General features: G+C 60.4%; 23 protein-coding genes. 8 read left to right on the top strand and 15 right to left on the bottom strand.

Annotated elements, in window-relative coordinates:
• Positions 1–42 precede the first annotated feature (42 nt).
• A complete protein-coding gene (locus C5748_RS23420; protein WP_105744860.1) occupies positions 43–1,815 on the bottom strand; it encodes an SLC13 family permease in 1,773 nt (590 codons plus the stop codon).
• 400 nt (positions 1,816–2,215) lie between these two features.
• Here C5748_RS23420 and C5748_RS23415 point away from each other — a divergent pair, with 400 nt between their 5' ends.
• Positions 2,216–2,698 (top strand): hypothetical protein, encoded by a 483-nt coding sequence (locus tag C5748_RS23415; RefSeq protein WP_105744858.1) that lies wholly within the window; start codon positions 2,216–2,218, stop codon positions 2,696–2,698.
• 140 nt (positions 2,699–2,838) lie between these two features.
• On the opposite strand, the gene C5748_RS23410 is transcribed toward C5748_RS23415, so the two are convergent.
• The 5 genes from C5748_RS23410 to C5748_RS23390 form a co-directional block, all read right to left on the bottom strand.
• On the bottom strand, positions 2,839–5,217 hold the full coding sequence (locus C5748_RS23410; RefSeq protein WP_105744856.1) for a heavy metal translocating P-type ATPase: 2,379 nt from the start codon (positions 5,215–5,217) through the stop codon (positions 2,839–2,841).
• Positions 5,218–5,476: 259 nt separating this feature from the next.
• Positions 5,477–5,761, bottom strand: coding sequence for an acylphosphatase (locus C5748_RS23405; protein WP_105744854.1), 285 nt, complete (start codon positions 5,759–5,761; stop codon positions 5,477–5,479).
• Between the two features lie 18 nt (positions 5,762–5,779).
• Complete coding sequence (locus C5748_RS23400; protein WP_105744852.1) at positions 5,780–5,923, bottom strand: DUF2474 domain-containing protein; 144 nt, start codon at positions 5,921–5,923, stop codon at positions 5,780–5,782.
• Complete coding sequence (gene cydB, locus C5748_RS23395) at positions 5,923–6,930, bottom strand: cytochrome d ubiquinol oxidase subunit II (protein ID WP_105744850.1); 1,008 nt, start codon at positions 6,928–6,930, stop codon at positions 5,923–5,925. The genes C5748_RS23400 and cydB overlap by 1 nt, the downstream gene beginning before the upstream one ends.
• 5 nt (positions 6,931–6,935) lie before the next feature.
• Positions 6,936–8,354 (bottom strand): cytochrome ubiquinol oxidase subunit I, encoded by a 1,419-nt coding sequence (locus C5748_RS23390; protein ID WP_105744848.1) that lies wholly within the window; start codon positions 8,352–8,354, stop codon positions 6,936–6,938.
• Between the two features lie 454 nt (positions 8,355–8,808).
• Here C5748_RS23390 and C5748_RS23380 point away from each other — a divergent pair, with 454 nt between their 5' ends.
• Positions 8,809–9,351 carry a GNAT family N-acetyltransferase gene (locus tag C5748_RS23380; protein WP_105744844.1) on the top strand — a complete coding sequence of 181 codons (543 nt, stop codon included), beginning with the start codon at positions 8,809–8,811 and terminating at the stop codon, positions 9,349–9,351.
• A gap of 64 nt (positions 9,352–9,415) precedes the next feature.
• On the opposite strand, the gene C5748_RS23375 is transcribed toward C5748_RS23380, so the two are convergent.
• Positions 9,416–13,219, bottom strand: a complete 3,804-nt coding sequence (locus C5748_RS23375) for a vitamin B12-dependent ribonucleotide reductase (RefSeq protein ID WP_105744842.1) — start codon at positions 13,217–13,219, stop codon at positions 9,416–9,418.
• Positions 13,220–13,928: 709 nt separating this feature from the next.
• Between C5748_RS23375 and C5748_RS23370 the strand changes: the two genes are divergently transcribed.
• Positions 13,929–14,666 (top strand): GGDEF domain-containing protein, encoded by a 738-nt coding sequence (locus tag C5748_RS23370; protein WP_158259919.1) that lies wholly within the window; start codon positions 13,929–13,931, stop codon positions 14,664–14,666.
• A 129-nt stretch (positions 14,667–14,795) separates the two neighbouring features.
• Here C5748_RS23370 and C5748_RS23365 read toward each other — a convergent pair whose 3' ends face one another.
• The 4 genes from C5748_RS23365 to C5748_RS23350 form a co-directional block, all read right to left on the bottom strand.
• A complete protein-coding gene (locus tag C5748_RS23365) occupies positions 14,796–15,281 on the bottom strand; it encodes an NUDIX hydrolase (RefSeq protein ID WP_425350294.1) in 486 nt (161 codons plus the stop codon).
• Positions 15,282–15,431: 150 nt separating this feature from the next.
• A complete protein-coding gene (gene gpt, locus C5748_RS23360; protein WP_105744838.1) occupies positions 15,432–15,929 on the bottom strand; it encodes a xanthine phosphoribosyltransferase in 498 nt (165 codons plus the stop codon).
• 596 nt (positions 15,930–16,525) lie between these two features.
• On the bottom strand, positions 16,526–17,368 hold the full coding sequence (locus C5748_RS23355) for a universal stress protein (protein WP_105744836.1): 843 nt from the start codon (positions 17,366–17,368) through the stop codon (positions 16,526–16,528).
• 188 nt (positions 17,369–17,556) lie between these two features.
• A complete protein-coding gene (locus tag C5748_RS23350) occupies positions 17,557–18,342 on the bottom strand; it encodes a competence/damage-inducible protein A (protein ID WP_245581943.1) in 786 nt (261 codons plus the stop codon).
• Between the two features lie 300 nt (positions 18,343–18,642).
• Between C5748_RS23350 and wrbA the strand changes: the two genes are divergently transcribed.
• The 5 genes from wrbA (at position 18,643) to C5748_RS23325 (ending at position 22,010) form a co-directional block, all read left to right on the top strand.
• Positions 18,643–19,242, top strand: a complete 600-nt coding sequence (gene wrbA, locus C5748_RS23345; RefSeq protein ID WP_105744835.1) for an NAD(P)H:quinone oxidoreductase — start codon at positions 18,643–18,645, stop codon at positions 19,240–19,242.
• A gap of 321 nt (positions 19,243–19,563) precedes the next feature.
• Complete coding sequence (locus C5748_RS23340; protein WP_105744833.1) at positions 19,564–20,952, top strand: tyrosine-type recombinase/integrase; 1,389 nt, start codon at positions 19,564–19,566, stop codon at positions 20,950–20,952.
• Positions 20,945–21,247: a helix-turn-helix domain-containing protein gene (locus C5748_RS23335; RefSeq protein WP_105744831.1), complete on the top strand. Its 303-nt coding sequence runs from the start codon at positions 20,945–20,947 to the stop codon at positions 21,245–21,247. Before C5748_RS23340 ends, C5748_RS23335 begins: the two co-directional genes overlap by 8 nt.
• Before the next feature lie 12 nt (positions 21,248–21,259).
• Entirely contained in the window at positions 21,260–21,628 is a 369-nt protein-coding gene (locus C5748_RS23330) for a type II toxin-antitoxin system RelE/ParE family toxin (protein ID WP_105744829.1), read from the top strand.
• Between the two features lies 1 nt (position 21,629).
• The gene (locus tag C5748_RS23325; protein ID WP_105744828.1) at positions 21,630–22,010 is read left to right on the top strand and encodes an XRE family transcriptional regulator; all 381 of its coding nucleotides are present in this window, start codon (positions 21,630–21,632) and stop codon (positions 22,008–22,010) included.
• A gap of 275 nt (positions 22,011–22,285) precedes the next feature.
• Here the strand turns inward: C5748_RS23325 and C5748_RS23320 are convergent, their stop codons facing one another.
• The 4 genes from C5748_RS23320 to C5748_RS23305 all read right to left on the bottom strand — a co-directional run.
• On the bottom strand, positions 22,286–22,864 hold the full coding sequence (locus C5748_RS23320; protein WP_105744826.1) for a dihydrofolate reductase family protein: 579 nt from the start codon (positions 22,862–22,864) through the stop codon (positions 22,286–22,288).
• Entirely contained in the window at positions 22,864–23,382 is a 519-nt protein-coding gene (locus tag C5748_RS23315; RefSeq protein WP_245581942.1) for an SRPBCC family protein, read from the bottom strand. Before C5748_RS23315 ends, C5748_RS23320 begins: the two co-directional genes overlap by 1 nt.
• A complete protein-coding gene (locus C5748_RS23310; RefSeq protein WP_105744824.1) occupies positions 23,379–23,714 on the bottom strand; it encodes an ArsR/SmtB family transcription factor in 336 nt (111 codons plus the stop codon). The genes C5748_RS23315 and C5748_RS23310 overlap by 4 nt, the downstream gene beginning before the upstream one ends.
• Before the next feature lie 509 nt (positions 23,715–24,223).
• On the bottom strand, positions 24,224–24,879 hold a 656-nt coding region (locus C5748_RS23305), incomplete at its 5' end, for an IS91 family transposase (protein WP_199194881.1).

Raw genomic sequence — 24,879 nt, 5'->3', positions numbered from 1 at the left:
GCTACTGAAATTCGGCTTATGCTTAACGATTGGTAAAGATCGTCAGTGCAGCGGCCAGAAATAAATCAGCGCCGGAATTGCCGTCAGTACGATGATGATCGACAAGGGCAGGCCGAGGCGCGGATAGTCGCTGAATTTATAGCCGCCGGGACCCATGACCAGCGTGTTGCACTGATGGCCGATGGGTGTGAGAAAATCGCAACCTGCGCCGATCGCGACAGCCATCAGGAAAGCTTCCGGCCTGAAGCCGAGGCCGGTGGCGAAACTGGTGGCGATCGGCGCCATGACCAGAACCGTCGCGGCATTGTTGAGGAAAGGCGTGACCGCCATGGCTGTGATGAGGATAAGGCCAAGCGCGCCATAAGGGGGCAATTGGTGGCCGAAGACGGTCAGCCAGTTTGCGATGACGTCGCTGGCTCCCGTCGTCCGCAGCGCATCGCTGACGGGAATGAGGGTGGCGAGCATGACGAGAATGGGACCATTGACTGCGCCATAGACGTCGCGGACGGGGATTGTCCGGAAAAGCACCATGGCGACGGCTGCCGCAAAGAAGGCGATGGGGACCGGCAGCATTCCCAGCGACGTCGTGCCCATGGCGAGGATGAGAATGATGAGCGGGATCAGCCCGCGGCGGAAACTGCCGAGCAGGATCGGGCGCTTGGCCAGCGGAAGGCAGCCGAACTCGCGCAGAATGTTCGGCAGGTTCGAATCCTTGCCCTGAAGCACGATGATATCGCCGAGGCGGAAGACGATTTCGCCAAGCCGCTCCTTGATGCGCTCGCCCTGGCGGCTGACCGCCAGAAGATTGACGTCATATCTGTCAAACAGCGCCAATTGCCTGGCCGAGAGGCCGATGAGCGGCGAGCCGTCGACGACGACCGCCTCGATGGCGTCGAGATCGGCCGAGCGCTCGTCGGCCGAAGGTTTGCGCTGGGCGGAAAGGACCAGTTTCCCCTGAGTGATGATCTGGTCGAGGGCTTTCGGATCGCCTTCGATGAGGAGAATGTCGTTTTCCCGCAGAACGGCGTCGGGAAGCGGCGGCATGTGGCGGTCGCCGCGCACGATCGAGGTCACCATCGCATCGCCTTCGGCGGATTTGACGAGATGGGCCACGGTCTTGCCGAGAGCCGAGGAATCCTTCGACACCGTCGCCTCGGATACGTAATTGTTGATCTCGATGGCTTCGTCCATGGAAGCCGTTTCGCGGGTCCTGACCGGAACGAGCCAGTAGAACAATATCAGGAAAACGACACCGACGGCGGCTAGCGTCGCGCCGACCGGCGTGAAATCGAACATGGTGAAGCTGTGCCCGGTCATCTCGCCGCGAATACGCGAGACGACGATGTTGGGCGAGGTTCCGATCTGGGTCATCAGGCCGCCGAGCAGCGAACCGAACGCCATCGGCATCAGGAATGTGGATGGCGAGACATTCGAGCGCTTGGCGAACTGAAAGGCGATGGGGATCATGATCGCCAGCGCGCCGATATTCTTGACGAATGCCGCGAGCACGGTGACGGTGATGACCAGGACGGCCAGTTGCCCCCTGACAGAGGTCAATCCCGGCGTCAGCCGCTGGACCACCGTTTCCATCAATCCGGATCTCGCAACGCCGGCGCTGACGATGAGCGCGCTTGCGACGATGATCACGATCTCATCGCTGAACCCCTTGAACGCCGCGTCGAAGGGCACCACCCCGACCGCGACGGCGACGAGAAGAGAACATGCCGCCACGATGTCATAACGGAAGCGTCCCCAGATGAACGCGGCCATCATCAGTGTAATGACTGCAACTGCCAGTGTCTGCTGGGCTGTCATGAGGCTGTCTTCACTCCGGCTGAAAGCACGTGATCCAAGGATATTTGGCCAAAGCTGTCTGGTTCCGTTGTTCCGGTTAAAATACCGGAAGGGAAACTTCAGGTGCCGGAAAGCTGTCAGTCTGGCCCATACGCTTGCAACTCACCAATTTGTAATTCACTGAAATGGTTTTGCACATCTTTAACAATTCGCGAGCCATCCCAACGGGATGCGACTCGTCCCCCAAATCGAGGGATATCACCCGGCTCACCGCAAAGAAAGCCGCATCAAAGAAGCACCAACGGGGCGGAGAGGCGGGACTTGTCTTCACCGCATCTTACCACGTGTCCTGCTGCAACCAAGCTTGATGACAGAGATTGATATATGGCAAGCTATGACCTTCATGAGGAGGCCGTAAGGGTTGAAGATCGTTTTTGGTTCGTGGCCGATCCGCTTTTTCGCGGGCGTTCCATTCCATAATTTTCTCGCGCTCGTGGACGAGGCGGGAGAGCCCTTGCGTGAACTCAATGGCGGCGCCCGCAAAGCTGACGGCACTTATAATTACCAGGCGCTCTACGGATCATTGGCGGTGGTCGAAACCAATTACTCCAGGCGCGATCCGCTCTACTTTCCGGAGTTCACCATTCGCCCGGCCTCGTACGCCTCCCTGCTATTTCAGGGAGGCGCGCAAGAAACCGAGGAGCGCTGGTCCGCGGCGCTCGCGGCCGCACTGGCGATCGAGCGTTCGGGACTGCGCTATTCGCTGCTTCGCAGGAACAGCAATTCCGTTGCCGCAGCGCTTGTGCAGGCGATGGGGCTGGCACTGCCGAAAGCCGCCTGCGGCCTCATTCGCGCGCCGGGCGGGCGAAACATCTTGCTGTCGGCCGCATCGCACCCGACGTGAATGCGCTTGCATTAGATAGTGTGCTTTCAGGCAGAAACGGTGTGTTCAGGCGTTTTTAGAGTGGTTCCTGTTTTGATGGAATTGCGAGGCGCCCCCCTCTGTCCTGCCAGTGGTTCTATTCAAAAATGAACCGCTCACATCTAGAGCTTCAGGGTACGGAGGCGCAGGGCGTTGGCGATCACCGATACGGATGACAAGCTCATGGCTGCCGCCGCGATCATCGGCGAGAGCAGGGTGCCGAAGATGGGGTAAAGCACGCCTGCCGCGATGGGTATGCCCAGCACATTGTAGATAAAGGCGAAGAACAGGTTCTGCTTGATGTTGCGGATCGTCGCTTCCGCCAGATGGCGGGCACGGACGATGCCATTGAGATCGCCCTTGACCAGCGTGATCCCGGCGCTTTGCATGGCGACATCGGCGCCGGTTCCCATGGCGATACCGACATAGGCTGCCGCCAGAGCCGGAGCATCGTTGACGCCGTCACCGGCCATCGCAACCTTCGCGCCCTTTGCCTGCAATTGGTCGACGAGCGCCTTCTTGCCTTCCGGCAGGACGCCGGCGCGGACCTCATCGATGTCGAGCTTCGCCGCGACGGCCCTTGCCGTGCGTTCCTCGTCGCCGGTCGCCATGATGATCTTCAGGCCGCGCGCGTGCAACTGGCTGATTGCCGCCGCAGCACTTTCCTTGATCGGATCGGCGACGGCGACGAGACCGGCGATCTTGCCATCGACGGCGACGTACATCGCCGTCTTTCCGGCCGAGCGCAGTGCGTCGGCCTGCCCCTTGAAGGAGGCCGCGTCGAGGCCGAGTTGCTGCATCATCGCCGCGTTGCCGAGCGCTACCGCCTTGCCGGAGATCTGACCGCGGACACCCTTGCCGGTGATTGCATCGAAATCTTTTGTGTCCTGCAGCTTGAGCCGACGCGCGCTGGCGCCCTCGACGATTGCTTCGGCCAGCGGATGTTCCGATCCCCGTTCGAGGCTGGCCGCGAGCGAAAGCAGTTCATCTTCCTTAAAACCGGGTGCTGCAATGACATCGGTGAGCTTTGGCCGGCCTTCGGTCAGCGTGCCCGTCTTGTCGATGATGATGGTGTCGACCTTGGCGAAACGTTCCAGCGCCTCGGCGTCCTTGGTGAGAACGCCTGCCTGCGCCCCGCGTCCGGTGGCGGTCATCACCGACATCGGCGTCGCAAGGCCAAGGGCGCAGGGGCAGGCGATGATCAGCACCGAGACAGCAGAGACGATCGCATAGATCATGCTGGGTGCGGGTCCGAATATCGCCCAGACGATGAAGGCGACGATGGCGACGAGCACGACCGTCGGCACGAAATAAAATGCGACGGCGTCGGCCAGTCCCTGGATGGGGGCGCGTGAACGCTGCGCCTTGGCCACCATCTCGACGATCTGCGCCAGCATGGTTTCGGCGCCGATCTTTTCGGTGCGGATGATGAGGGAGCCATTCTTGTTGAGCGTACCGCCGGTGACGTGATCGCCTTCCACCTTCTCGACCGGGACGGGTTCGCCCGTGATCATCGATTCATCGATCGACGTGCGGCCTTCGAGCACGATGCCATCGACGGGAACGGCGTCCCCCGGACGGACACGGAGACGATCGCCCGTCTGCACCTCATCGAGCGGGACATCGGTTTCCGATCCGTCTTCGGCGATGCGGCGCGCGGTCTTCGGCGCCAGGTCGAGCAATGCGCGGATCGCCGAGCCCGTGCGTTCGCGCGCCTTGAGTTCCAAGACCTGTCCGAGGAAGATGAGCGCGACGATGACCGCCGCCGCCTCGAAATAGACGGGAACCGAGCCGGCATGTCCGCGGAAGGAATGCGGGAACATATCGGGGAAGAGCGTGGCCACGACGCTATAGCCATAGGCGGTTCCAACGCCGATCGATATCAGCGTCCACATGTTCGGGCTGCGGTTGACGATCGAATCCCAGCCGCGCTTGAAGAAGGGCAGGGCGGCCCATAGCACGACGGGTGTGGCCAGGATGAGTTCCAGCCAGGCCGTCGGGCGCTCGCCGATCCAGGCGCGGACGGGCAGGCCGAACATCGGACCCATGGTCAAAACGAGAAGCGGGATGGAACAGACGGCGCTCACCCATAGACGGCGGGTGAAATCGATCAACTCAGGGTTCGGACCCTCGTCACCCGAGGGAACGCCCATGGGCTCGAGCGCCATGCCGCAGATCGGGCAGGAGCCGGGCTTGTCCTGGACGATCTCCGGGTGCATGGGGCAGGTGTAGAGGGCGCCCGGCTTGGCGGGCTCCTGCGGCCTTGGTTCGCCGCTTGCGTAACGCGCCGGATCCGCCTCGAATTTCTTCTGGCAGCCGGCGGAGCAGAAATGAAAGATATTACCTTCATATTCGGCGGTCGGCTTTCCCGCGGTCGGATCGACACTCATCCCGCAGACGGGATCGCGGGCTAGCGGCTGATCCGGGTGCGCGGCCATTTCGTGCCCATGATCGTGATGCTTGTGATCTTGCCCGTGCCCATGATTATGACCGTGAGCCATGATTTATCCCTTCCGTTTGCTTCGTCTCGAGCAAGATAAGGTTTCCTATCGTGGGAAGGTCAAGGGGCGGGGCAAAGGACGTCCCCTCTCTTGCGATTTCTAACACTTAGCCTCCGCTTCGCTCCAGCTAAGATGTTGAAATCGCTTTCTCCCCCGCAAGGGAGGGAGATAATGCCCGCATAGGTCTCTTGCCAATTACCAGCGTCTGCAATTGGCAGAAACGCTGGTAGCGCTGACACATCCTCAATCTCAACATAGTTCATCCGGTGATGCTGAAGGTCTGGGGCATCTCGCCGGGATCGGCCTTCTCGGTGACGACGCTGGAAACGGATGCGCCCGGCGGTCCCTGCCGGAGCCGGTCCAGCATCGTCGAAACCGCCGCTTCCGGCCCGGCGATCAGGGCTTTCACCGAGCCGTCATCCTCATTGCGCACCCAGCCGGTCAGGCCGAGTTTGATGGCCTCGGCACGTGTCCAAACGCGGAAGCTCACGCCCTGGACCCTTCCGGTGATGCGCACCAGCACTGCCGTATAATCGCGATCCAACCTTTCCTCCTTCTGATATCACAGGGTCAGGCCGGCGAGGCCCATGAACATGCGGAACAGCCCGGCCACCACGGCGAGCGCCGCCACGCTTAGCCCCCATATGAGCACCAGCCAACCGACGCGGCGCAACCACAGGAATTTTGCGGTCGGGCTTTCCGGCATCAGTGATAACCCTCGCCGGCTTTGACCTTGCCGCGGAAGACATAATAGGACCACGCGGTGTAGGCGAGAATGAAGGGGATGATGAACAGTGCGCCCACCAGGGCGAAGCCCAGGCTTTGCGGCGGACCGGCGGCATCCCAGATGGAGATCGAGGGCGGGATGATGTTCGGCCAGAGGCTGATGGCAAGGCCGGTATAGCCGAGGAACAGCAGCAGCAGCGTCAACACGAAGGGTGAGGCGTGCGGCTCGCCGCGCAGCACGCGGAGCATCAGGTACGCCACGACCAGCACCAGCACGGGGACGGGCGCGAAGTAGAACATGTTGGGCAGGGAGAACCAGCGGGCGGCGACGCCGGGGTGGATGAGCGGCGTCCATATGCTGACGATGCCGATCATGATGAGCAGGGCGAGCGTGCCGGGCCATGCGAATGCCCGCATCTGCTGCTGCAGCGCTCCCTCGGTCTTCATGATCAGCCAGGTGCAGCCGAGAAGCGCATAGGCGACGACGAGGGCGGCACCGGTGAAGATGCTGAACGGGGTTATCCAGGCGAGCGCACCTTCGTGATAGCCGCCGTCGACGACCGTAAAGCCGTTGATGAAGGATCCGAGGATCATGCCTTGCGAGAAGGTCGCGATATAGGAACCCCAGGCAAAGGCCTTGTCCCAGAACGGCTTGTGGGATTCATCCGATTTGAAGCGGAACTCGAAGGCGACGCCTCGCCAGATCAGGCCGGCGAGCATCGTCACCAGCGGCAGGTAAAGCGCGCTGAGGACAACCGAATAGGCCAGCGGAAACGCTGCCAGCAGGCCCGCGCCGCCCATGGCGAGCCATGTTTCGTTGCCGTCCCATACGGGCGCCACGGTATTGACCATCGTGTCGCGGTCTGTGCGGTCACGCACGAAGGGAAAGATGATGCCGATCCCGAGATCGAAACCGTCCATGATGACGTACATCATCAGGCCGAAGGCGATGATGATGGCCCAGATCAGCGGAAGATCGATACCCATGATATTTAATCCTCACGTTTTCCAGGAGCCGGATCGATATTGTCGGGGACGGCGGAGAGCGGCCGCGCCGCCCGCTCCGTCTGCCCATGTTCCCTGGCATCCTCGAATTTGTCGGGGCCTTTCGCCACCAGCTTCAGCATGTAGCTGACGCCCGTTCCGAAGACGACGAAATACATCACGATGAACAGGCCGAGCGTGGTGGACATGGCCAGCGCCGAATGGTCGGAGACGGCATCCTTGGTGCGCATGACGCCGTAGACCACCCAGGGCTGGCGTCCGATTTCGGTGGTGTACCATCCCGCCAGGATCGCGATGAGGCCAGCAGGCCCCATGGCGAGCGCGAAACGCAGGAACGGCTTCGACTTATACAATCTCCCCCTATACCGCAGCCAAAGGCTGGTGAGGCCGAGGAGGAGCATGAGAAATCCAAGCCCGACCATGATGCGGAAGGTCCAGAACACGATGGTCGCATTCGGCCGGTCCTCCTTGGCGAATTCCTTCAGGCCGGGGATCGTGCCGCCCCATTGATGCGTGAGGATGAGGCTGCCGATATCGGGGATCTGCACGGCATAGCGGGTCGTCTCGGCCTCCATGTCGGGCAGGCCGAACAGGATGAGCGGGAGGGATTCGCCCGGCTTGTTCTCCCAATGGCCTTCCACCGCGGCGATCTTGGCCGGCTGGTGCTTCAGCGTATTCAGCCCATGGGCGTCGCCGATGGCGATCTGGATGGGCGCGACGATGGCGACCATCCACATGGCCATCGACAGCATGGTGCGGGTCGCCCGCGTATTGTCGCCGCGCAAGAGATGCCACGCGCCGGAGGCGCCGACGAAAAGCGCGGTGGCGAGATAGGCGGCGACCGTCATATGCGCCAGCCTGAAAGGGAACGACGGATTGAAGATGACGGCCAGCCAGTCGACGGGAACCACCCTTCCGTCGATGATCTCGAAACCCTGCGGCGTCTGCATCCAACTGTTGGAAGCCAGGATCCAGAAGGCGGAGATCAATGTTCCGCCTGCCACCATGATCGTGGCGAACCAGTGCAGGCCCGGGCCGACCTTGTTCCAGCCGAACAGCATGACGCCGAGAAAGCCCGCCTCGAGGAAAAACGCGGTCAACACCTCATAGGCGAGCAGGGGACCGGTGATGCCGCCGGCAAACGACGAGAAATAACTCCAATTGGTGCCGAACTGATAGGCCATGACCAGGCCGGAGACGACGCCCATGGCGAAGTTGATGGCGAAGACCTTTATCCAGAAATGGTAGAGATCGCGATAGACGCTGTCGCGCTTCCAGAGCCACAAGCCTTCGAGGACGACGAGATAGCTGGCAAGCCCGATGGTGATCGCCGGGAAGATGATGTGGAACGAGATGGTGAAACCGAACTGGATACGCGCCAGTTCCAGCGCCGTCAGGCCGAACATGCCGATTGCCCTTCCACTCGGTTAGAAAGCAGGGTGGCGATCATAAGGCTTGTCGACATGAAAAGCTCCAAGAATTGGCCGGTCTTGATGAAATCGAGATCTGGCGGTGCATTTCCGGAGATTGCCCGTACGGAATCGACGGAACGGACGGATATTCCATAAGAATGCCCATCTTGAACGGGTACGTCGAGAAGAAATGCACTGTTGGGAAGAATAGCGCTGTTATCGCTGGTTGCGGCCTCAGCTTCCAAGAGTGATTGTCGTAACGTTCTTCAATGCTATAATGCATTCCATGATAGCGACGACTTCAATGATGACTGTTGCAACCATGCTCCTGGATGGGGGAGCAGGGTCGGCGTTGCATTAGTCACGCTTCTTGAGCCCTGTGTACCCTGCCAAGGTCGAGCAGGGGTTCAGGGATCCCCGCTCTCCCTGGTTAAACTGGAGAGCGAAAATGACATCCGATAGTGATCCTTCGAACCGAAACATCCGGCCCAATGCGGGCGCTGGTGGCCTTACCATACGCGCAACGCGTGTCGAGGACTGCGAAGCCCTGGCTGCGCTTGTCAATCTACCCGGATTTCGAGCGGGTACCTTGCGGTTGCCGTTCCAAACCATCGAAGGAACCCGGAAATGGTTGGAAAATCAAAGCGCGGATACACTCAACATCGTCGCGGTGCTCGAAGGCCGCCTCGTCGGGCATGCAGGTCTCAACCGGCACAGGGGGCGCCGTTCTCACTGCGCTGGAATCGGCATGGGCGTCCATGATGATCACCGGGGCGAGGGGATTGGAACGGCTCTGCTGGGGGCGCTCGTTGACGCAGCCGACAATTGGCTGGCACTCAAGCGCCTTGAGCTCACCGTTTATGTCGACAACGAGCCAGCGATTCGTCTTTACGAGAGGTTCGGGTTTCAGCGGGAGGGCATAAACCGGGCCTTCGCATTCAGAGCCGGCTGCTATGTCGATGCGCTCAGCATGGCCCGGCTTAATGCATAAAAACCATACGTTTTAGGCTACGGGAGGACAGACCAGCTGCCCTCCGCACACAGACAATAGATATTCAGCTGCAGCCGCTGGTCGCGCCGCAGGTGTCGCATTTCAGGCAGGTGCCGTTGCGCACCATGGTGAAATTCTGGCACTCCGAGCAGCTGTCGCCGGTATAGCCCTGCATCATCGATTTCATCCGACGGTCGGCCTCGATCTTCTTGGCCTCATTCTGGGCATCGGTCTTGGCACTCGCCGCCTCGGCAGCGGCCTGGTCGGAGAAGAGCGCCGTCGCGTCTTCGGGACCGTCTTCGGCAAAGCCCGCCGGGCGTTCCTCATAATCGCGTTTGAAGGCGGTGGCGCCGTCGGTCACAAGACCGATGGCCGGGCGGTTGCCGGGCGCGGCACTTGCTGCGGGAGCTGATTTCAGCGCCGTCACATTAGAGGCTTTCGGAGGGGAAGCCTTCGCCGGGGAGGCGGCTGCCGACCCCTTGGGCTCGGAGCTGCCCGAAACCAGCGTCGGCTTGTAGCCGCGTGTCCAGCCGGTCGAAAGCAGATTGGTCTTGCCTTCCTGAATGCCCTTGCCGAGTGCGGTATTGGAGAAATCGCTGGTGTCGACATGGGCGAGATCGTGACGGCCGAGATAGGAAACGGCGAGCTCGCGGAACACATAGTCGAGGATCGACGTGGCGTTCTTGATCGCGTCATTGCCCTGGACGATGCCGGCGGGCTCGAACTTGGTGAAGGTGAAGGCCTCCACATATTCCTCCAGCGGCACGCCATATTGCAGCCCAATCGAAATCGCGATGGCGAAATTGTTCATCATCGCACGGAAGGCTGCTCCTTCCTTGTGCATGTCGATGAAGATCTCGCCGAGGCGGCCGTCGCCGAATTCGCCGGTATGGACGTAGACTTTATGACCGCCGACCACGGCCTTCTGGGTATAGCCCTGGCGGCGATTGGGCAGCTTCTCGCGCTCGCGCACCACCTTCTCGACGATTCTTTCGACGATCTTCTCGGTGATCTGCACCGCACGGGCGGACGCCGGCGATTCGATCAGCGTCTCGATCGCATCGTCCTCGTCATCCTCATCATCGGCGATGAGGGAGGAATTGAGCGGCTGCGAGAGCTTGGAGCCGTCGCGGTAAAGCGCATTGGCCTTGAGCGCCAGCTTCCAGGACAGCATGTAGGCGCTCTTGCAATCCTCGACGGTGGCTTCGTTCGGCATGTTGATCGTCTTGGAGATCGCGCCGGAGATGAAGGGCTGGGCGGCCGCCATCATGCGGATATGGCTTTCGACCGAGAGATAGCGCTTGCCGACCTTGCCGCACGGATTGGCGCAATCGAAGACCGGGTAGTGCTCTTCCTTCAGGAAGGGGGCAGCCTCGAGGGTCATGGCGCCGCAGACATGGATATTGGCGGCTTCGATGTCCTTCTTCGCAAAACCGAGGGCCGGCAGAAGCTCGAAGGAGAAATCGTCGAGCTGTTCCTGGGTGAAGCCGAAGGTTTCCTTCAGCCAGTCGGCGCCGAGCGTCCACTGGTTGAAGACGAATTTGATGTCGAAGGCGGATTTCAGCGCGCCGTTCAGCGCCTCGATCTTCTCATCGGTGAAGCCTTTGGCCTTGAGCGAGCCGGGATTGACCGCCGGCGCCTGGTTGAGATTGCCGTGGCCGACGGCATAGGCCTCGATCTCGGCGATCTGGCTTTCAGTGTAGCCGAGCGTGCGCAGGGCCTCCGGCACGGCGCGGTTGATGATCTTGAAATAGCCGCCGCCGGCAAGCTTCTTGAACTTCACCAGGGCGAAATCGGGCTCGATGCCGGTGGTGTCGCAATCCATCACCAGGCCGATCGTGCCGGTGGGCGCGATGACGGTCGTCTGGGCATTGCGGTAGCCGTGCTTCTGGCCGAGCTCCAGCGCCTTGTCCCAGGCAGCTTTCGCATGTTCGATCAGCGTCTGATCGGGGCAATCCCCGGCCTTCAGGGGAACGGGATTGACGGCGAGCCCCTCATAGCCCTGGCCTTCGCCATGGGCGGCGCGGCGATGGTTGCGGATGACGCGCAGCATGTTGGCTTCGTTCGGCTTATAGCCGGGGAAGGTGCCGAGCTCATTGGCCATTTCGGCCGAGGTGGCATAGGAAATGCCGGTCATGATCGCCGTCAGCGAACCGCCGATGGCGCGGCCTTCATCGGAATCATAGGGGATGCCGGAGGTCATGAGCAGGCCGCCGATATTGGCGTAGCCGAGGCCCAGCGTGCGGTATTCATAGGAGAGCTTGGCGATTTCCTTCGACGGGAACTGCGCCATCATCACCGAGACTTCGAGAACGATGGTCCACAGGCGGACGGTGTGCTCATAGGCCTCGACGTCGAACTTGCCGTCCTTGCCGCGATAGGTCAGGAGGTTGATCGAGGCGAGATTGCAGGCCGTATCGTCGAGGAACATGTATTCCGAGCACGGGTTCGATGCGCGGATCGGGCCGGCGGCGGGGCAGGTGTGCCAGTCGTTCATCGTCGTGTTGAAATGCAGGCCCGGATCGGCGGACGCCCAGGCGGCATAGCCGATCTTCTCCCAGAGATCGCGCGCCTTCAACGTCTTGAGAACCCTGCCGTCCTTGCGGGCGGTCAGGTTCCAGTTGCCGTCATTTTCGACGGCGCGCAGGAATTCATCCTTCAGCGAGACGGAATTGTTCGAATTCTGGCCGGAAACGGTGAGATAGGCTTCCGAATCCCAATCCGTGTCGTAGGTCTTGAACTGGATATCGGTATAGCCCTGCCTGGCGAACTGGATGACGCGCTTGACGTAGTTTTCCGGGACCTGGTTCTTCTTGGCTGCCTTGATCTCGCGCTTCAGCGCCGGGTTCTTCGCCGGTTCATAGCAATCGCCATTGTCGGCTTCGCAGTTGACGCAGGCCTTCATGATGGCGGCCAGATGCTGCTTGACGATCTTCGAGCCGGTGACGAGGGCTGCGACCTTCTGCTCTTCCTTCACCTTCCAGTCGATATATTCCTCGATGTCGGGATGGTCGATGTCGACCACGACCATCTTGGCGGCGCGGCGCGTGGTGCCGCCCGACTTGATGGCGCCCGCCGCGCGGTCGCCGATCTTGAGGAAGGACATCAGGCCCGACGATTTGCCGCCGCCGGAAAGCTTTTCGCCTTCGCCGCGCAGATAGGAGAAATTGGAGCCTGTGCCGGAGCCGTATTTGAACAGGCGCGCCTCGCGCACCCACAGATCCATGATGCCGCCCTCATTGACGAGGTCGTCGCCGACGGACTGGATGAAGCAGGCATGCGGCTGCGGATGCTCATAGGCCGATTTGGACTTGGTCAGCTTGCCGGTCTGCCAGTCGACATAGAAATGGCCCTGGCCCGGACCATCGATGCCATAGGCCCAATGCAGGCCGGTATTGAACCATTGCGGCGAATTCGGCGCGACGCGCTGGGTGGCGAGCATGTAGCAGAGCTCGTCCATGAAGGCGCGGGCGTCTTCCTCGGAATCGAAATAGCCGCCCTTCCAGCCCCAATAGGTCCAGGTGCCGGCCAGCCGGTCGAAGACCTGCCTTGCATCCATTTCCGAACCGTAGCGCTCGGATTCGGGGAGGGCGGAGAGCGCCTCCTCATCGGCAACCGAACGCCACAGCCATGACGGCACCGCGTTTTCCTCGACCTTCTTCAGCCTTGCGGGCACGCCGGCCTTGCGGAAATATTTCTGCGCCAGAATGTCGGCCGCGACCTGGCTGAACTGGGTCGGCACGTCGATACCCTCCAGGCGGAACACCACGGAACCGTCGGGATTCTTGATCTCGCTCGTCGCCTTACGGAATGCGATATCCGCATAGGCCGACTGATTGTCCTTCGTGAAACGACGTTCGATCTTCATTGGGGCCATCCATATCTTGTATTATATAGCGACTTCCCGCGTCTTTTGTATCCCTGACACGGGCCGGCCGCATGTCCGCCGTATCCGGCTTCGCGTTTCGAAACCGGCTCTCCCTTACCGCGGCCGCCCTCCGGTCTCTCGAGACCTTCTTCGGGGAGCCGCGTGGGTCCATCTGCTGACACCTGATGATTATGATCCCGCAAACGGGATTCTCACATTATCTGGTGCTAATTATCGATGCAAACACTAAATGTTGTGTTAACGCATCATTCCCGCTTTTTGGGTCAGCGATCCTCGCATATCGCTGTCCCCACAAATCCGGCACAAAAAAACCTGACCGCAATTTGCGTGCGGGTACACGCATATTCCGTCAAAACAGGCTCTGATATCGGATGAAAAGCCGGCGCTCAAACGCCCGGCCACGCCACAAACAAAACGATAAGATCATAAAATGTGACTCGGACCAAAGCGTCAAGGGTTGGTTTGTTTCAAATTTATGACCTCAACATCTTGTGTGTCGGTTATGTGGATAACGGGGAGAAAGGACGGTCGGCAACAGCCATGACTTGCTATTATAGAGAGCCCGCATTTGCCGGAAATCGGAGGTTTGAAGGAGAGGTTCGGCCCGCATCGGCTCTGGCTATTTCCTGCCTGAACATGTTTTTAAGTATTTTCAAATATGCATGTCCGCAATGGCTGGAACATGCGCATGGAAATGAAGCTGAGAGCGGGTGAGATCGCCAAGAACGTCATCATCTGGTTCGCCTGCATCCTCGCCGGGGTGGAGTTGCTCGTCTATCTCTACTACGCGCCGATGGGCGCACAGCGATTGCGGTTCGAATTTCTCATTTCCGGCCTGATCACCGCGGCGGTTTCGCTCCCTGCCATCATCTACGGCATGATTTTGCGCGAGCGGCTGACCGTGGCGAACGCCACCATGTCGGAGTTGCTGCAAAGCGACGGGATGAGCGGCCTTCTCAATCGCAGCGCCTTCATGCAGCGCCTTGCGGCCTTCATGAAGGATGCCGAGCGCAGTGTCGGTGTCTTCGCCTATATCGACGCCGATCATTTCAAGGTCATCAACGACCGTTTCGGCCATGGGGTTGGGGATGCCGCCATTGGTCTGATCGGGGACTGTATCCGCCAGAATTCACGGGCAAGCGACCTGATGGGACGGCTCGCCGGACAGGAGTTCGGGGTATTTCTGGAAGGAGCGAACCTCAAGCAGGCGGTGATCATCGCGGAAAGGCTGCGGGCACAGGTTTCGCAAGCATCGCCGGAACTGGGGATCAAGGGGCTTCAGCTGTCGGTTTCGATCGGGCTTGCCGTCCATAAGCCTGGACAAAGCATCGAAGTCCTGATGAGCCAGGCAGACCGCAACCTCGATCTCGCCAAACAGGGCGGGCGCAATGTGGTGGTGGCCGATCTCCAGCGCTATACGGCCTGATTCCAGCATGGAAACACCGAGTTTTGGATCATTCTGTGCCGTTGTCGTGGCGTGGAAGGATCCGTCATTGCTTCGGTGTGAAATTCACATCAAGGGTGCAAGGCGCTGCAGGGAGAAGACGATACCGGCCTATTCGGCGGCCATGTTCTGTGCAGCACCGAATGTGCGCAGGATGGATTTGAGCTCGGGTTCATCGACCCGCTCGGCGGCTTCTTCAGGTGTCACCCATTCGTCCTCCCGCTCGCCGCGTTCGGGGAATTTCTTTTCCTGATGCGAGAAGCGGACGGAAAAAACATCGACCGTAAAGGCGCTGTTGGCCTCAGGCGGAAGGTCGGTCTTTTCGTAGGCGTAGCTGCCGAGAGGCCGGGTGGCGACGGCGCCGCGCACGCCCGCTTCCTCATATGCCTCGCGAAGCGCTGCCTGCGAAAGCGTTCTGCCGACCTGCGGCCAGCCCTTGGGAAGAACCCAGCGGCCCGTGCGCCGGCTGGTGATCAGCAGCACTTCCAGCCTGCCGTCGTGATAACGATAGACGAGGGCCGCAACCTGGCGCAAACGGCCAGATGAGGTTTCCATCCGCTTATCGGTAGCAACGATATGAGCCAGGTTCAGTTTCACAGCAGTTCTTTCCCAAACATCCCTTCACAAGATGGGTCGATTCGTTAAAATAACAACGCGGGAATGGGGAAAATGCCAAGAATTCGCCGAAAAATCTTGACTTTGCGGCAATCTGCACAGGTTTTTGTTTAAAAAACCGTTTGCGGATGCTTAGCCACGATGCCCTTTTGAAATAGGCTCCTGATAGCTGAAGCCCATGTCCCAGGGGAAATAGATCCAGGTGTCCTGCGAAACCTCGGTGATGAAGGTATCGACCATCGGACGGCCGAGCGGCTTGGCGTAGACGGTGGCGAAATGTGCCCTCGGCATCATCTCGCGCACCATGGCGGCGGTCTTGCCGGTATCGGTGAGGTCGTCGACGATCAGAACGCCTTCCCCTTCATTTTCCAGAAGGCTTGCGCCGACGCCTTTCAGGATCTGAAGTTTCCCCTGTTCGGTATAGTCATGATAGGAGGCGATGCAGACGGTCTCGATGAGACGGATGCCCAATTCCCGGCAGATAATGGCGGCCGGCACCAGCCCTCCACGCGTGATGGCGACCATGGCGCGCCATTCGTGCTGCATTCCGGCGATACGCCATGCGAGCGCGCGCGCGTCACGGTGAAACTGGTCCCAGGAAACGGGGAAGGCTTTATCGGGCATGGACATCGACGCGCTCCAGACGCAAACTTGCTAGATCATCTACAGCATCCTTGTGCGCCGGGAAGGGCGCACGGCGCTGTATTGCGGAAAACCGCTGGGGTGCGTGGTGTTAACCGGAAAAATCCGACGGTGGCAAGCGTCCGCTGCTCGAATAGTGTCGAGATGAGGGATGTGTCTGCGATGCCGGCTCCTCTATGCGAAGTCCGCTCAGCGCTCAAGCGACAAACCTCAACACAATCTAAGTGTTCTGCACCGCCGGAACTGTGGAGATGACGAGGCATGGATTCCTGTGACAAGCACAGGAATGACGGCGGTTTGGTTATTGGCGGTCAATTGCAGGCGTTTCCGCCGCAGAACGGTTGCTTATAGAGGCGAAGACGTTTTATTTCCGTCATTCCTGTGCTTGTCACAGGAATCCATGCCTCAGCGATGCCGCTGTTGCTACGGTTGGAATAGGGTGTTTACCACCGTCAAGATTGAGGAATGCCTGAACGCATCGTTTCCGCCTGAAAGTGAACTTCTCTAGATAACTTTTTGTTTTGTTTGTTTCTTTTGCACATTTGCGTCCAATTTCATCGGACACAGATGTTAGAAACAAACCACTAGCGCGAAAGCAGCGTCAGCCCCGGCATGTCGGTGAGGATCGCCCTGGTCACGCCGCCGAAGACCAGTTCGCGCAGCCGCGAATGGCTATAGGCGCCCATGACGAGAAGATCGATCCCATTGGCCAATATGTGCTGGCGGATCGTCTCCTGGGCTGAAAGCCCCTGCGAGGCCAAATGCTTGATGGCGACCTTGACGCCATGACGGTCAAGCGCCTCGGCAAGGGCCGTGCCGGCCATTTCGCTCTCCTGTTCGCTCGTTTCCGGCGGGTCGACCCAGACGATTTCGACGGATTTGGCGGCGATGAGCAAGGGCAGGGCGTCAAAGGCGGCGCGGGCGGCCTCACGCTTGCCGTTGAAGGCGACGACGATCTTCGAAATATCCGACGGTGCGGAAAAGGCATAGGGCACGAGAATAACCGGACGCCCGCTGTCGAAGATGAGCGCATCGGTCGTGTCGCTCGACGAATCCGGATCGTCGGGATCGGGCTGGCCGGCGATGATGAGATCGGCGCGGAATGCGCTTTGCAGGATGCCGTCGGCGCCGGCGCCGGTATCCGAGCGCACGATACGGAACTCATGCGGCAGATCCTGCTGCGCCATCTCGGCATTGAACAGGCCCTTGAGTTTCGCCGCATTCTCCTTGTGGCGCGCCTCATGCGCCTCGAACACCGTCGCATCGACGAAGCCGTTCGGGTCGGCATAGACGACGGGAGAGGGGGTCGCATAGATGCCGATGATATGCGCCCGGTCGGTCTTCGCCGCGACCAGCGCCGCAGTGGCGGTGATCCGCTTCAATTCGGCCGTGCTGCGCACGTATGCAATGAGGGTCCGGTATGCCATATCGAGCCTCCTGTCAGTTCCTGCGTGATCCATCCACAGGCAGGGATATCATTATATCCGCCATGGGCCTATGGCACTGTGCATTCCATTGCTGCTTGGATAATATCCCCTTTCTCTTCGAAACCGGTCTTGTTCCAGCGCAAACCCGGATGGAAAATGCTCGGCTTTTTCTTGGAGTTTTCGGAATTTCAAGCAGCCTGCTGCGCCTTGAGCCGCTCGACCATGGCCTCCACGGCGGCGGTTGCTGCCGCGAGCTTTTCCTCGTCGCGGCCGCGCACGACCAGTTCGGTCGAAAATTTCCCTTCCTCATAACGGGGGTAGGAGCCGATGATGGTGTCGGGGTGGGCTTCCTGGATAGCGCCAAGCGGCGCGCCGATCACGCCTTCGCCGAAGGGGCATGTCACCGTGCGCGACAGGAGCTTTTGGCCGGTGCGCAGCGTCGGCACGACATTATCGAGCATGGCCTGGAAGATCGAGGGAACGCCGGCCATGACATAGACATTGCCGATGGCGAAGCCTGGCGCGACGGAGATGGGATTGTCGATATGGGTCGAGCCGCGCGGCATGCGCGCCATGCGCTTGCGTGATTCGGTGAATTCGATGCCGCGTCCGGCATAATTGGCGGCCAGAAGCTGCAGCGCCTTTTCGTCATGCTCGCAAGGCACGCCGAACGCCTTGGCGACCGCGTCGGCGGTGATGTCGTCATGGGTCGGGCCGATGCCGCCGGAGGTGAAGACATAATCATGGGCGCCGCGCAGCGCATTCAGCGCCTCGACGATGCGGTCCTCCTCGTCGGGGACGATGCGGACTTCTTTGAGATCGACGCCGATGGCGGTCATGATATCGGCGAGATGGCCGATATTCCTGTCCTTGGTGCGCCCCGACAGGAGTTCATCGCCGATGGCCAGCATCGCCGCCGTTACAAGCTTTTCCGTTGGCTTTTCCGTTGGCTTTTCCAATTGTCCGTCCGACATGAAGCTTTTCTCCGTTGAGCTATCTGTCTAGCAATTAATCCCGTGGGGGCGGGACGGCAAGCCCGTGATGCTGCCGTTGCCGGGGATGTGTAGACACACCCTGGGGATGTGTAACACCCCGGGGATGTGTGGGGACACACCCTGGGAATGTGCAAGCACACCCCGGACTGTGAACAGTGCGTCGCCTATCGGAACGGTTCCATTTCTGCCCAATGTGATCAAATAAGAAGCGCCGGGTCGGCAGACGGAGCAGCTGGCGGAACGATCCGCCGTGACGATTCATCCGAAATGGAGACTGAAATGGCGAAAGTTCTGGTTCTTTATTATTCATCCTGGGGCCATATGGAAGCGATGGCGAAAGCCGCAGCCGAAGGGGCACGCGAGGCGGGCGCGGATGTGACGATCAAGCGCGTGCCCGAGATCGTGCCAGAAGAGGTGGCGAAAAAGGCGGGCTACAAGCTCGACCAGGAGGCGCCTGTGGCCACGCCGCTGGAACTGGCGGATTATGACGGATTTGTCTTCGGCCTGTCGACGCGATACGGCATGATGGCGGCGCAGATGAAGAATTTCCTCGACCAGACGGGGCCGCTCTGGGCCGAGGGCAAGCTCATCGACAAGGCTGCGACCGTGATGGCCTCGACGGCGACGCAGCATGGCGGCGCGGAGATGGCGCTGGCTTCCGCGCAACTGGCGCTGCAGCATCACGGCATGATCATCGTGCCCTTGTCTTATGCTTACCAGGACCAGATGGGCAATGATGTGGTGCGCGGCGGCGCGCCCTATGGCATGACCACGACCACCAATAGCGACGGCTCACGCTTTCCCTCGAAGCAGGAGCTGGAGGGCGCGAAATTCCAGGGCAGGCGGCTCGCCGAGATCACCATCAAGCTGCACGGCTGAAGCTTTTCGTCTCGCGATTGAACCGCTGGCGGCAGAGTTGGGCATAGGCCAGAGAAGACGGGGCCAGAGAAGACGGGGCCAGGGAAGATGGTGCGGACGGCGGGGATCGAACCCGCATGGCCTAAGGCCGAGGGATTTTAAGCTGGCCAAAATCGCCTATCCTTTGTGTATCCGGGGGTATCCGATTTCCCGATAACCGTCTGTCAGTGCTTGCTTTTTTCGGCTATCGATCCAATCCATACCTAACCGGACATACGCCACGGCTGGCTTTCCAGGTGCACCTATTTTGCGCCTGAAATCCAGCCTCAACGGAGGTTAGGAATGGCCAAAATCAAGCTCACCAAAACTGCGGTTGACGCCGCAACCCCACAGGAACGCGATTACGAACTCCGCGATACGATCATACCCGGCTTTCTTGTAAAGGTTACGCCGACTGGGCGGAAAGTCTTCATGATTGCCTATGTCTCCAACATTGGCCAGCGCCGGAAGCCGGCGATTGGCCGTTACGGAGAGATCACCGTCGAACAGGCGCGAGGGATCGCTCAGGACTGGCTCGCCGAGGTGCGGCGCGGTGCCGATCCCAGCGCCGAACGGATGGCGATGCGTCAGGCCTCGACGGTCGAGGAACTCTTCGACCGCTTCATCACGGACTATTCCGAAAGCCAGAACAAACCTTCGACGGTCAAGTCGAACCGAGGCCTCGGCAAGTGCCACATCCTCCCCGTGCTTGGACACATGAAGGTGCCGGAGGTGACGCGTGCGGACATAGCGAGGCTGATGAAAAGGATGTCAAAGTCGCCGATAAGCGCGAACCGCGCCCTCTCGGTCGTTCGAAAGATGTTCAATATGGCAGAGGTTTGGGGGATGCGGCCTGACGGCTCCAATCCCTGCCGCCATGTTCCGAAATATCCCGAGCGCGGCAAGACCCGTCTCATCACCGACGCGGAAATGCGCAAACTCTTCGAGTATCTCGCCCGCGCCGAAGCAGAGGGGCTGGAACATCCCTTCATCATTCTGGCGATTCGCCTCCAGTTCGAATTCGCCGCGCGGATGTCCGAGATCATCGAGCTTGAATGGTCCTGGGTCGATTTCGACAGTCGTCGGGTCGTCTGGCCAGACAGCAAGACCGGCGGCATGTCGAAGCCGATGAGTGCCGAGGCGCTGCGCCTGTTCGAGAACGCGCCGCTGCTGGAAAATTCGCCCTTCGTCTGTCCCTCGGTCTTCGACCCGAAGAAGCCGATGCCCTCCTTCACCTACTATGAGGGCTGGAAGCGCATCCTGAAGCGTGCCGGACTCCCCCATGTAGGCACGCACGGCATCCGCCATCGTGTTGCAACCGACATCGCCAACTCCGGTGTGCCGGTGAAGGTTGGCATGGCGCTCACCGCCCACAAGACGGTGACGATGTTTATGCGCTACGTCCATGTCGAAGATGATCCGATCCGGGCGGCAGCGGAAACGGTGACGCAGCGCCGGATGAGCGTCATCGGCATGGAGCATCTGCCGCCCGCACCCCCTCCGGAAATGCCGATCGAGCCTGCGCCTGCGGCGCTCGGCCAGAATGGCAAACCACTAGGCTACGAGGACGGGAAATATACCTCGCGAACACGTCTCGGAAACTACCGGCCCTTCCGTCACCGCAGCGGCGAGAATCGGGCCGTGCCTCCCGACAGCAAACGAGCCGGAGCGAAGGAGGAGAGCCATGCGTGAGAAAGCGAAAACCCAACGCCGCTGGCCGACGCATGACATCCTGCGCCGTGCCCAGTTCGTTGAGGATGCCGGTCCAATCCGCTTCGTTGATACTGAAGCCGCAGCGCGATATCTCGCGCTGTCTGCCCACACGCTCGAATGCTACCGCTCCCGTGGTGGCGGCCCCGCTTACTACAAGTTCGGCAAGTGGGTCCGCTACGCGGTGGACGACCTCGACGCCTGGGCTGCAAGCTGCCGTCGATCTACGGCAGCCTCGCCTGAGGCGCCGCGCGTCTTTCCTCTTGACCGAACATAGCTTGGAGGCTATATGACTTGGGAAGTCATTTTGCATGCCGCCTTCGAGGATGAGCTTCGGACCTTTGAACCATCCGTTCAGGACGCCTTAGTGGTCGTCGCCAAGCTGGTCGCCGATTTCGGGCCGCAGCTTGGTCGCCCACACGTCGATACACTCAAGGGTTCGAAGCACGCCAATATGAAGGAGCTGCGTTTTGAAGCGGCCGATGGCGAATGGCGAGCAGCCTTCGCATTCGATCCTGAGAGGCGGGCAATCGTACTGGTAGCAGGCGATAAGTCAGGTGGGAGCCAGAAGCGCTTCTACAGGCAGCTGATCGCCAAAGCGGATTTCCGGTTCTCCGAGCATGTGGAGAGCCTGAAATCAGGAAACAGGGAGATCTGAAATGGCCCGAACCCTGAATGATTTTATCGCTGAGTTGCCACTCGAACGCCAAGCGGAGATCGAGGCACGCTACCAGGAACTGAAGCAGGAAGTCGAAAGCTTGCGGGAATTGCGCCAGATCGCCGGCAAGGCACAGGAGGACATCGCCACGGCCCTCAACATCAAGCAGCCGTCCGTCTCCAAGATTGAGAAGCAGGCGGATATGTATTTGTCCACCTTGCGCGGCTATGTCGAAGCCATCGGTGGCGAATTGGAGCTCACGGTGAAGCTGCCATCCCGGCCTGTGCTGCATCTGCGCAGTCTTGGTGACATAGAGATTGGGCAGAAAGGATCTGCGGTTGCGCGGCGCGGCAAACGCTCCGCTGTGGCTAAACGTGTATGACCACGACGCGCGGACCGAACAAGGCACAGGAATCTTGTGGCCTCTCCAGGTTTGGCAGCGTCATTATGTGGTTGCGTCTTAAGAGAGTGAGAGGGCGGCGCGTAAAGCGCCGTCGCTCGGCGCCTGTTTCAACCAGGGAGTGCCCTCAACTTGAATTTCGTGAATCACTACTTTCGACCCCATTTCGGCCATCGACGCTTCGTTCCAGCGATGACCGCTTCTGGCCTAAGCCGACATTCGGTCGCTGACGTCGATGCCAGATTGAGGTTGCGGTTTCACGCGCCCCGTCTCGGCTCGTAGCGCAGCGCCACAGCGCCTGAGCTGAGCTCCTTACGGTCGACGAGCTTCAACTCGACATACCTGGAGAGACCGGCGAACAAGGTGGGCCCATGACCGGCAATTCTGGGCTGCATCACGAACTCGTACTCATCGATCAGGCCCAGCTCCGCAAGTGCCAACGGGAGCTGCACGCCGCCGGTGAGCAGCGCCTTGCCCGGTTGCTGCTTGAGCGCCCGGACGGCCTCGCCCAGATCTCCACGCACCAACTCCGAGTTCCACTCGACCCGGTCGAGCGTGCTCGAAACGACGTACTTCTTCATCGCGTCGATGGTGCGGGCGAAAGGCTCTGTCCAATCAGGTGGCGTCGAAGTCCGCGTTGCCAGACGCCACGCCCCTTCCATCATTCCGTAGGTGACGCGACCAAAGAGCAAGGCATCGGCACGGTCGAGGCTCTCGGTGGCGTGGCGATGTGTTGCACGCAGTTGCTCCTGCTGCAGTGCTTCGTCCGACGGGATGGCGTTGTGGTGGACGCACCCGTCGAGCGTCACGTTGATGGAATAAAGAAGGGATCGCATCACGGTTGTTGCTCCTTTGTCAACCGTGCCGCGACGGCCCGGTCGAAGCGTTGCAGCTGGCTGGTGAACCCGATAATGGCGCCGCGGGTCATTTCGGGATCGGGATGACGATCAGCCGTCAGGACCATTCGGACCTGCCCGGCCTCTGCGTGGATTTCGACCAACATGTCGTAGGGATACGGCTCGACGCCGGGGACAAAGTCCATTTCGAAGCGAATGCGCAGCCTACGGTGGCGCTCAATCTCCAGAAACCGACCGCTTACCCGCACCGACCGCGGTCTCTCAAGGTTCGCCAGATATGCGACCTGCTCTGCGCCTACCGCGGTCATCACGTGATCGAAGGCGCCACCAACCCGCAGATCAAGGGTCGACACCTCGAAGCGCATTCCTTCGGGTGCAAACCACTCCTCAAGCCCCTCCTTGGTGGTCCACAGCGCCCAAACGTCCTCGACCGGCGCGTCGTAGACCCGATCGAAACTTATTGTATCCACACCCGGCCCGCTGGCTTGCCCTATCACTTCTTCCCCTCGGGTTGCCGCAACTCCTGCCGTCGCGCCAGGGCGGCGTCGAAGCGATCAAGCCGACCCTCCCAAAGCTTGCCATAGCTGCGGACCCAGTCGTCGATTGCCTGGAACGGCTCGGGTCGAAGCGAATAGAGGCGCCGCGCTCCATCTGGCCTCATCGTGACGAAACCAGCCTCGCCCAGTATCCGCAGGTGCCGCGAAACACCAGACTGGTCGATATCCACGGCACGAACCAAGTCACCCACGGCCTGTTCGCCGCCGGCCAACGCCTCGACGATACGAAACCGCGATGGGTCGGCCAACATTTGGAAAATAATTTGTTGCATCAAAATGCATATGTATTCCGGTGCATACTCTATGTCAAGCCGTGAACAGCAACCCGGCCTGGTTCAGGCCACCGCTCATGCCTTGAAACGATCAGTGTTGGTGTCCAGACCTTGAGGTCCGCTTCTGGCGCCAAGCTGCCACTGGAGGCTGAATAGCTGCCAGTCCGCTACCCTGAAGGTTTTTCGATGCGGGCCTTAGCGCGACGTCGCCGCTGGCGTTGGCGGCCCGCGTTGACAAACCTTGGAAGGAGGAAGCCGCGGGGGTCTGGGCGGGACCTATGGGGAAAGCGCGCGGGTGCGGACGTCTGTTGTGGAGTTCGATGCTGGCGGCAGAAGCAAACGGGCCGATCTGAGGGCGTGCGATGACATGTTCGAAAGCAGGTCTGACGGCCTTCTTCCTGTCGCGTTCGACGGTCTTGCGGTGTTCAGCGTTATGTGGCGCAAACCGATGCCATCCCGGAGCGACGTGTCTTTCCGGGTCAGCTTTGGCTGTTGTGACGGCTGCCTCGTCATGCTGCCTGCTCCCTTGGTGTGGCACGGGATCTCGGCTTCTGGCCGCGTCGGAAGATCTCGATGATGCGCATCGGGCGGCCGCAGGCTGGGCATGGCTCGCGCAGCGTGAGCGGTACGATCGCGGCACTTGGCGGATCATTCTCTTTGGCCGTTTCCGTAGTGAGCACTGTGCGGATTTTTGCGATTGCGGCCTTGCGGCCTGCGCTGGCTAGAAATCCGTAATGACGGATGCGGTGAAAACCATCGGGCAGCACATGGATCAGGAAGCGGCGGATGAACTCGCCGGTGGCCAGCCGCATGACCTTTTGACGGTCTCGATTCTTGATCCGGTAATCCTTCCAGCGGAAGGTGACCATCTCGGCATCGGCGCTGATCAGGCGGTTGTTGGAGATGGCCACGCGATGCGTGTAGCGGCTGAGATAGGCCAGCACGGCCTCGGGGCCGCCGAAGGGGGGCTTGGCGTAGATGACCCATTCGGATTTACGCAAGGGGGCAAGCCAGGCAGCGAAAGCATCCGCCTCTGCGAGCCCGGCCAGATCACCGAAGAAGACCAGATCGCGTGCGCGATGCAACGCCAGCAGCCCTTCGATGAACACCCGTCGAAACAGCCGCGACAGGACCCGCACGGGCAGAAAGAACCCCGGACGGCAGG

The sequence above is a fragment of the Phyllobacterium phragmitis genome, from assembly GCF_002980495.1.
Classification (GTDB): Bacteria; Pseudomonadota; Alphaproteobacteria; order Rhizobiales; family Rhizobiaceae; genus Paramesorhizobium; species Paramesorhizobium phragmitis.
This window is presented reverse-complemented; position numbering and strand designations above follow the sequence as displayed.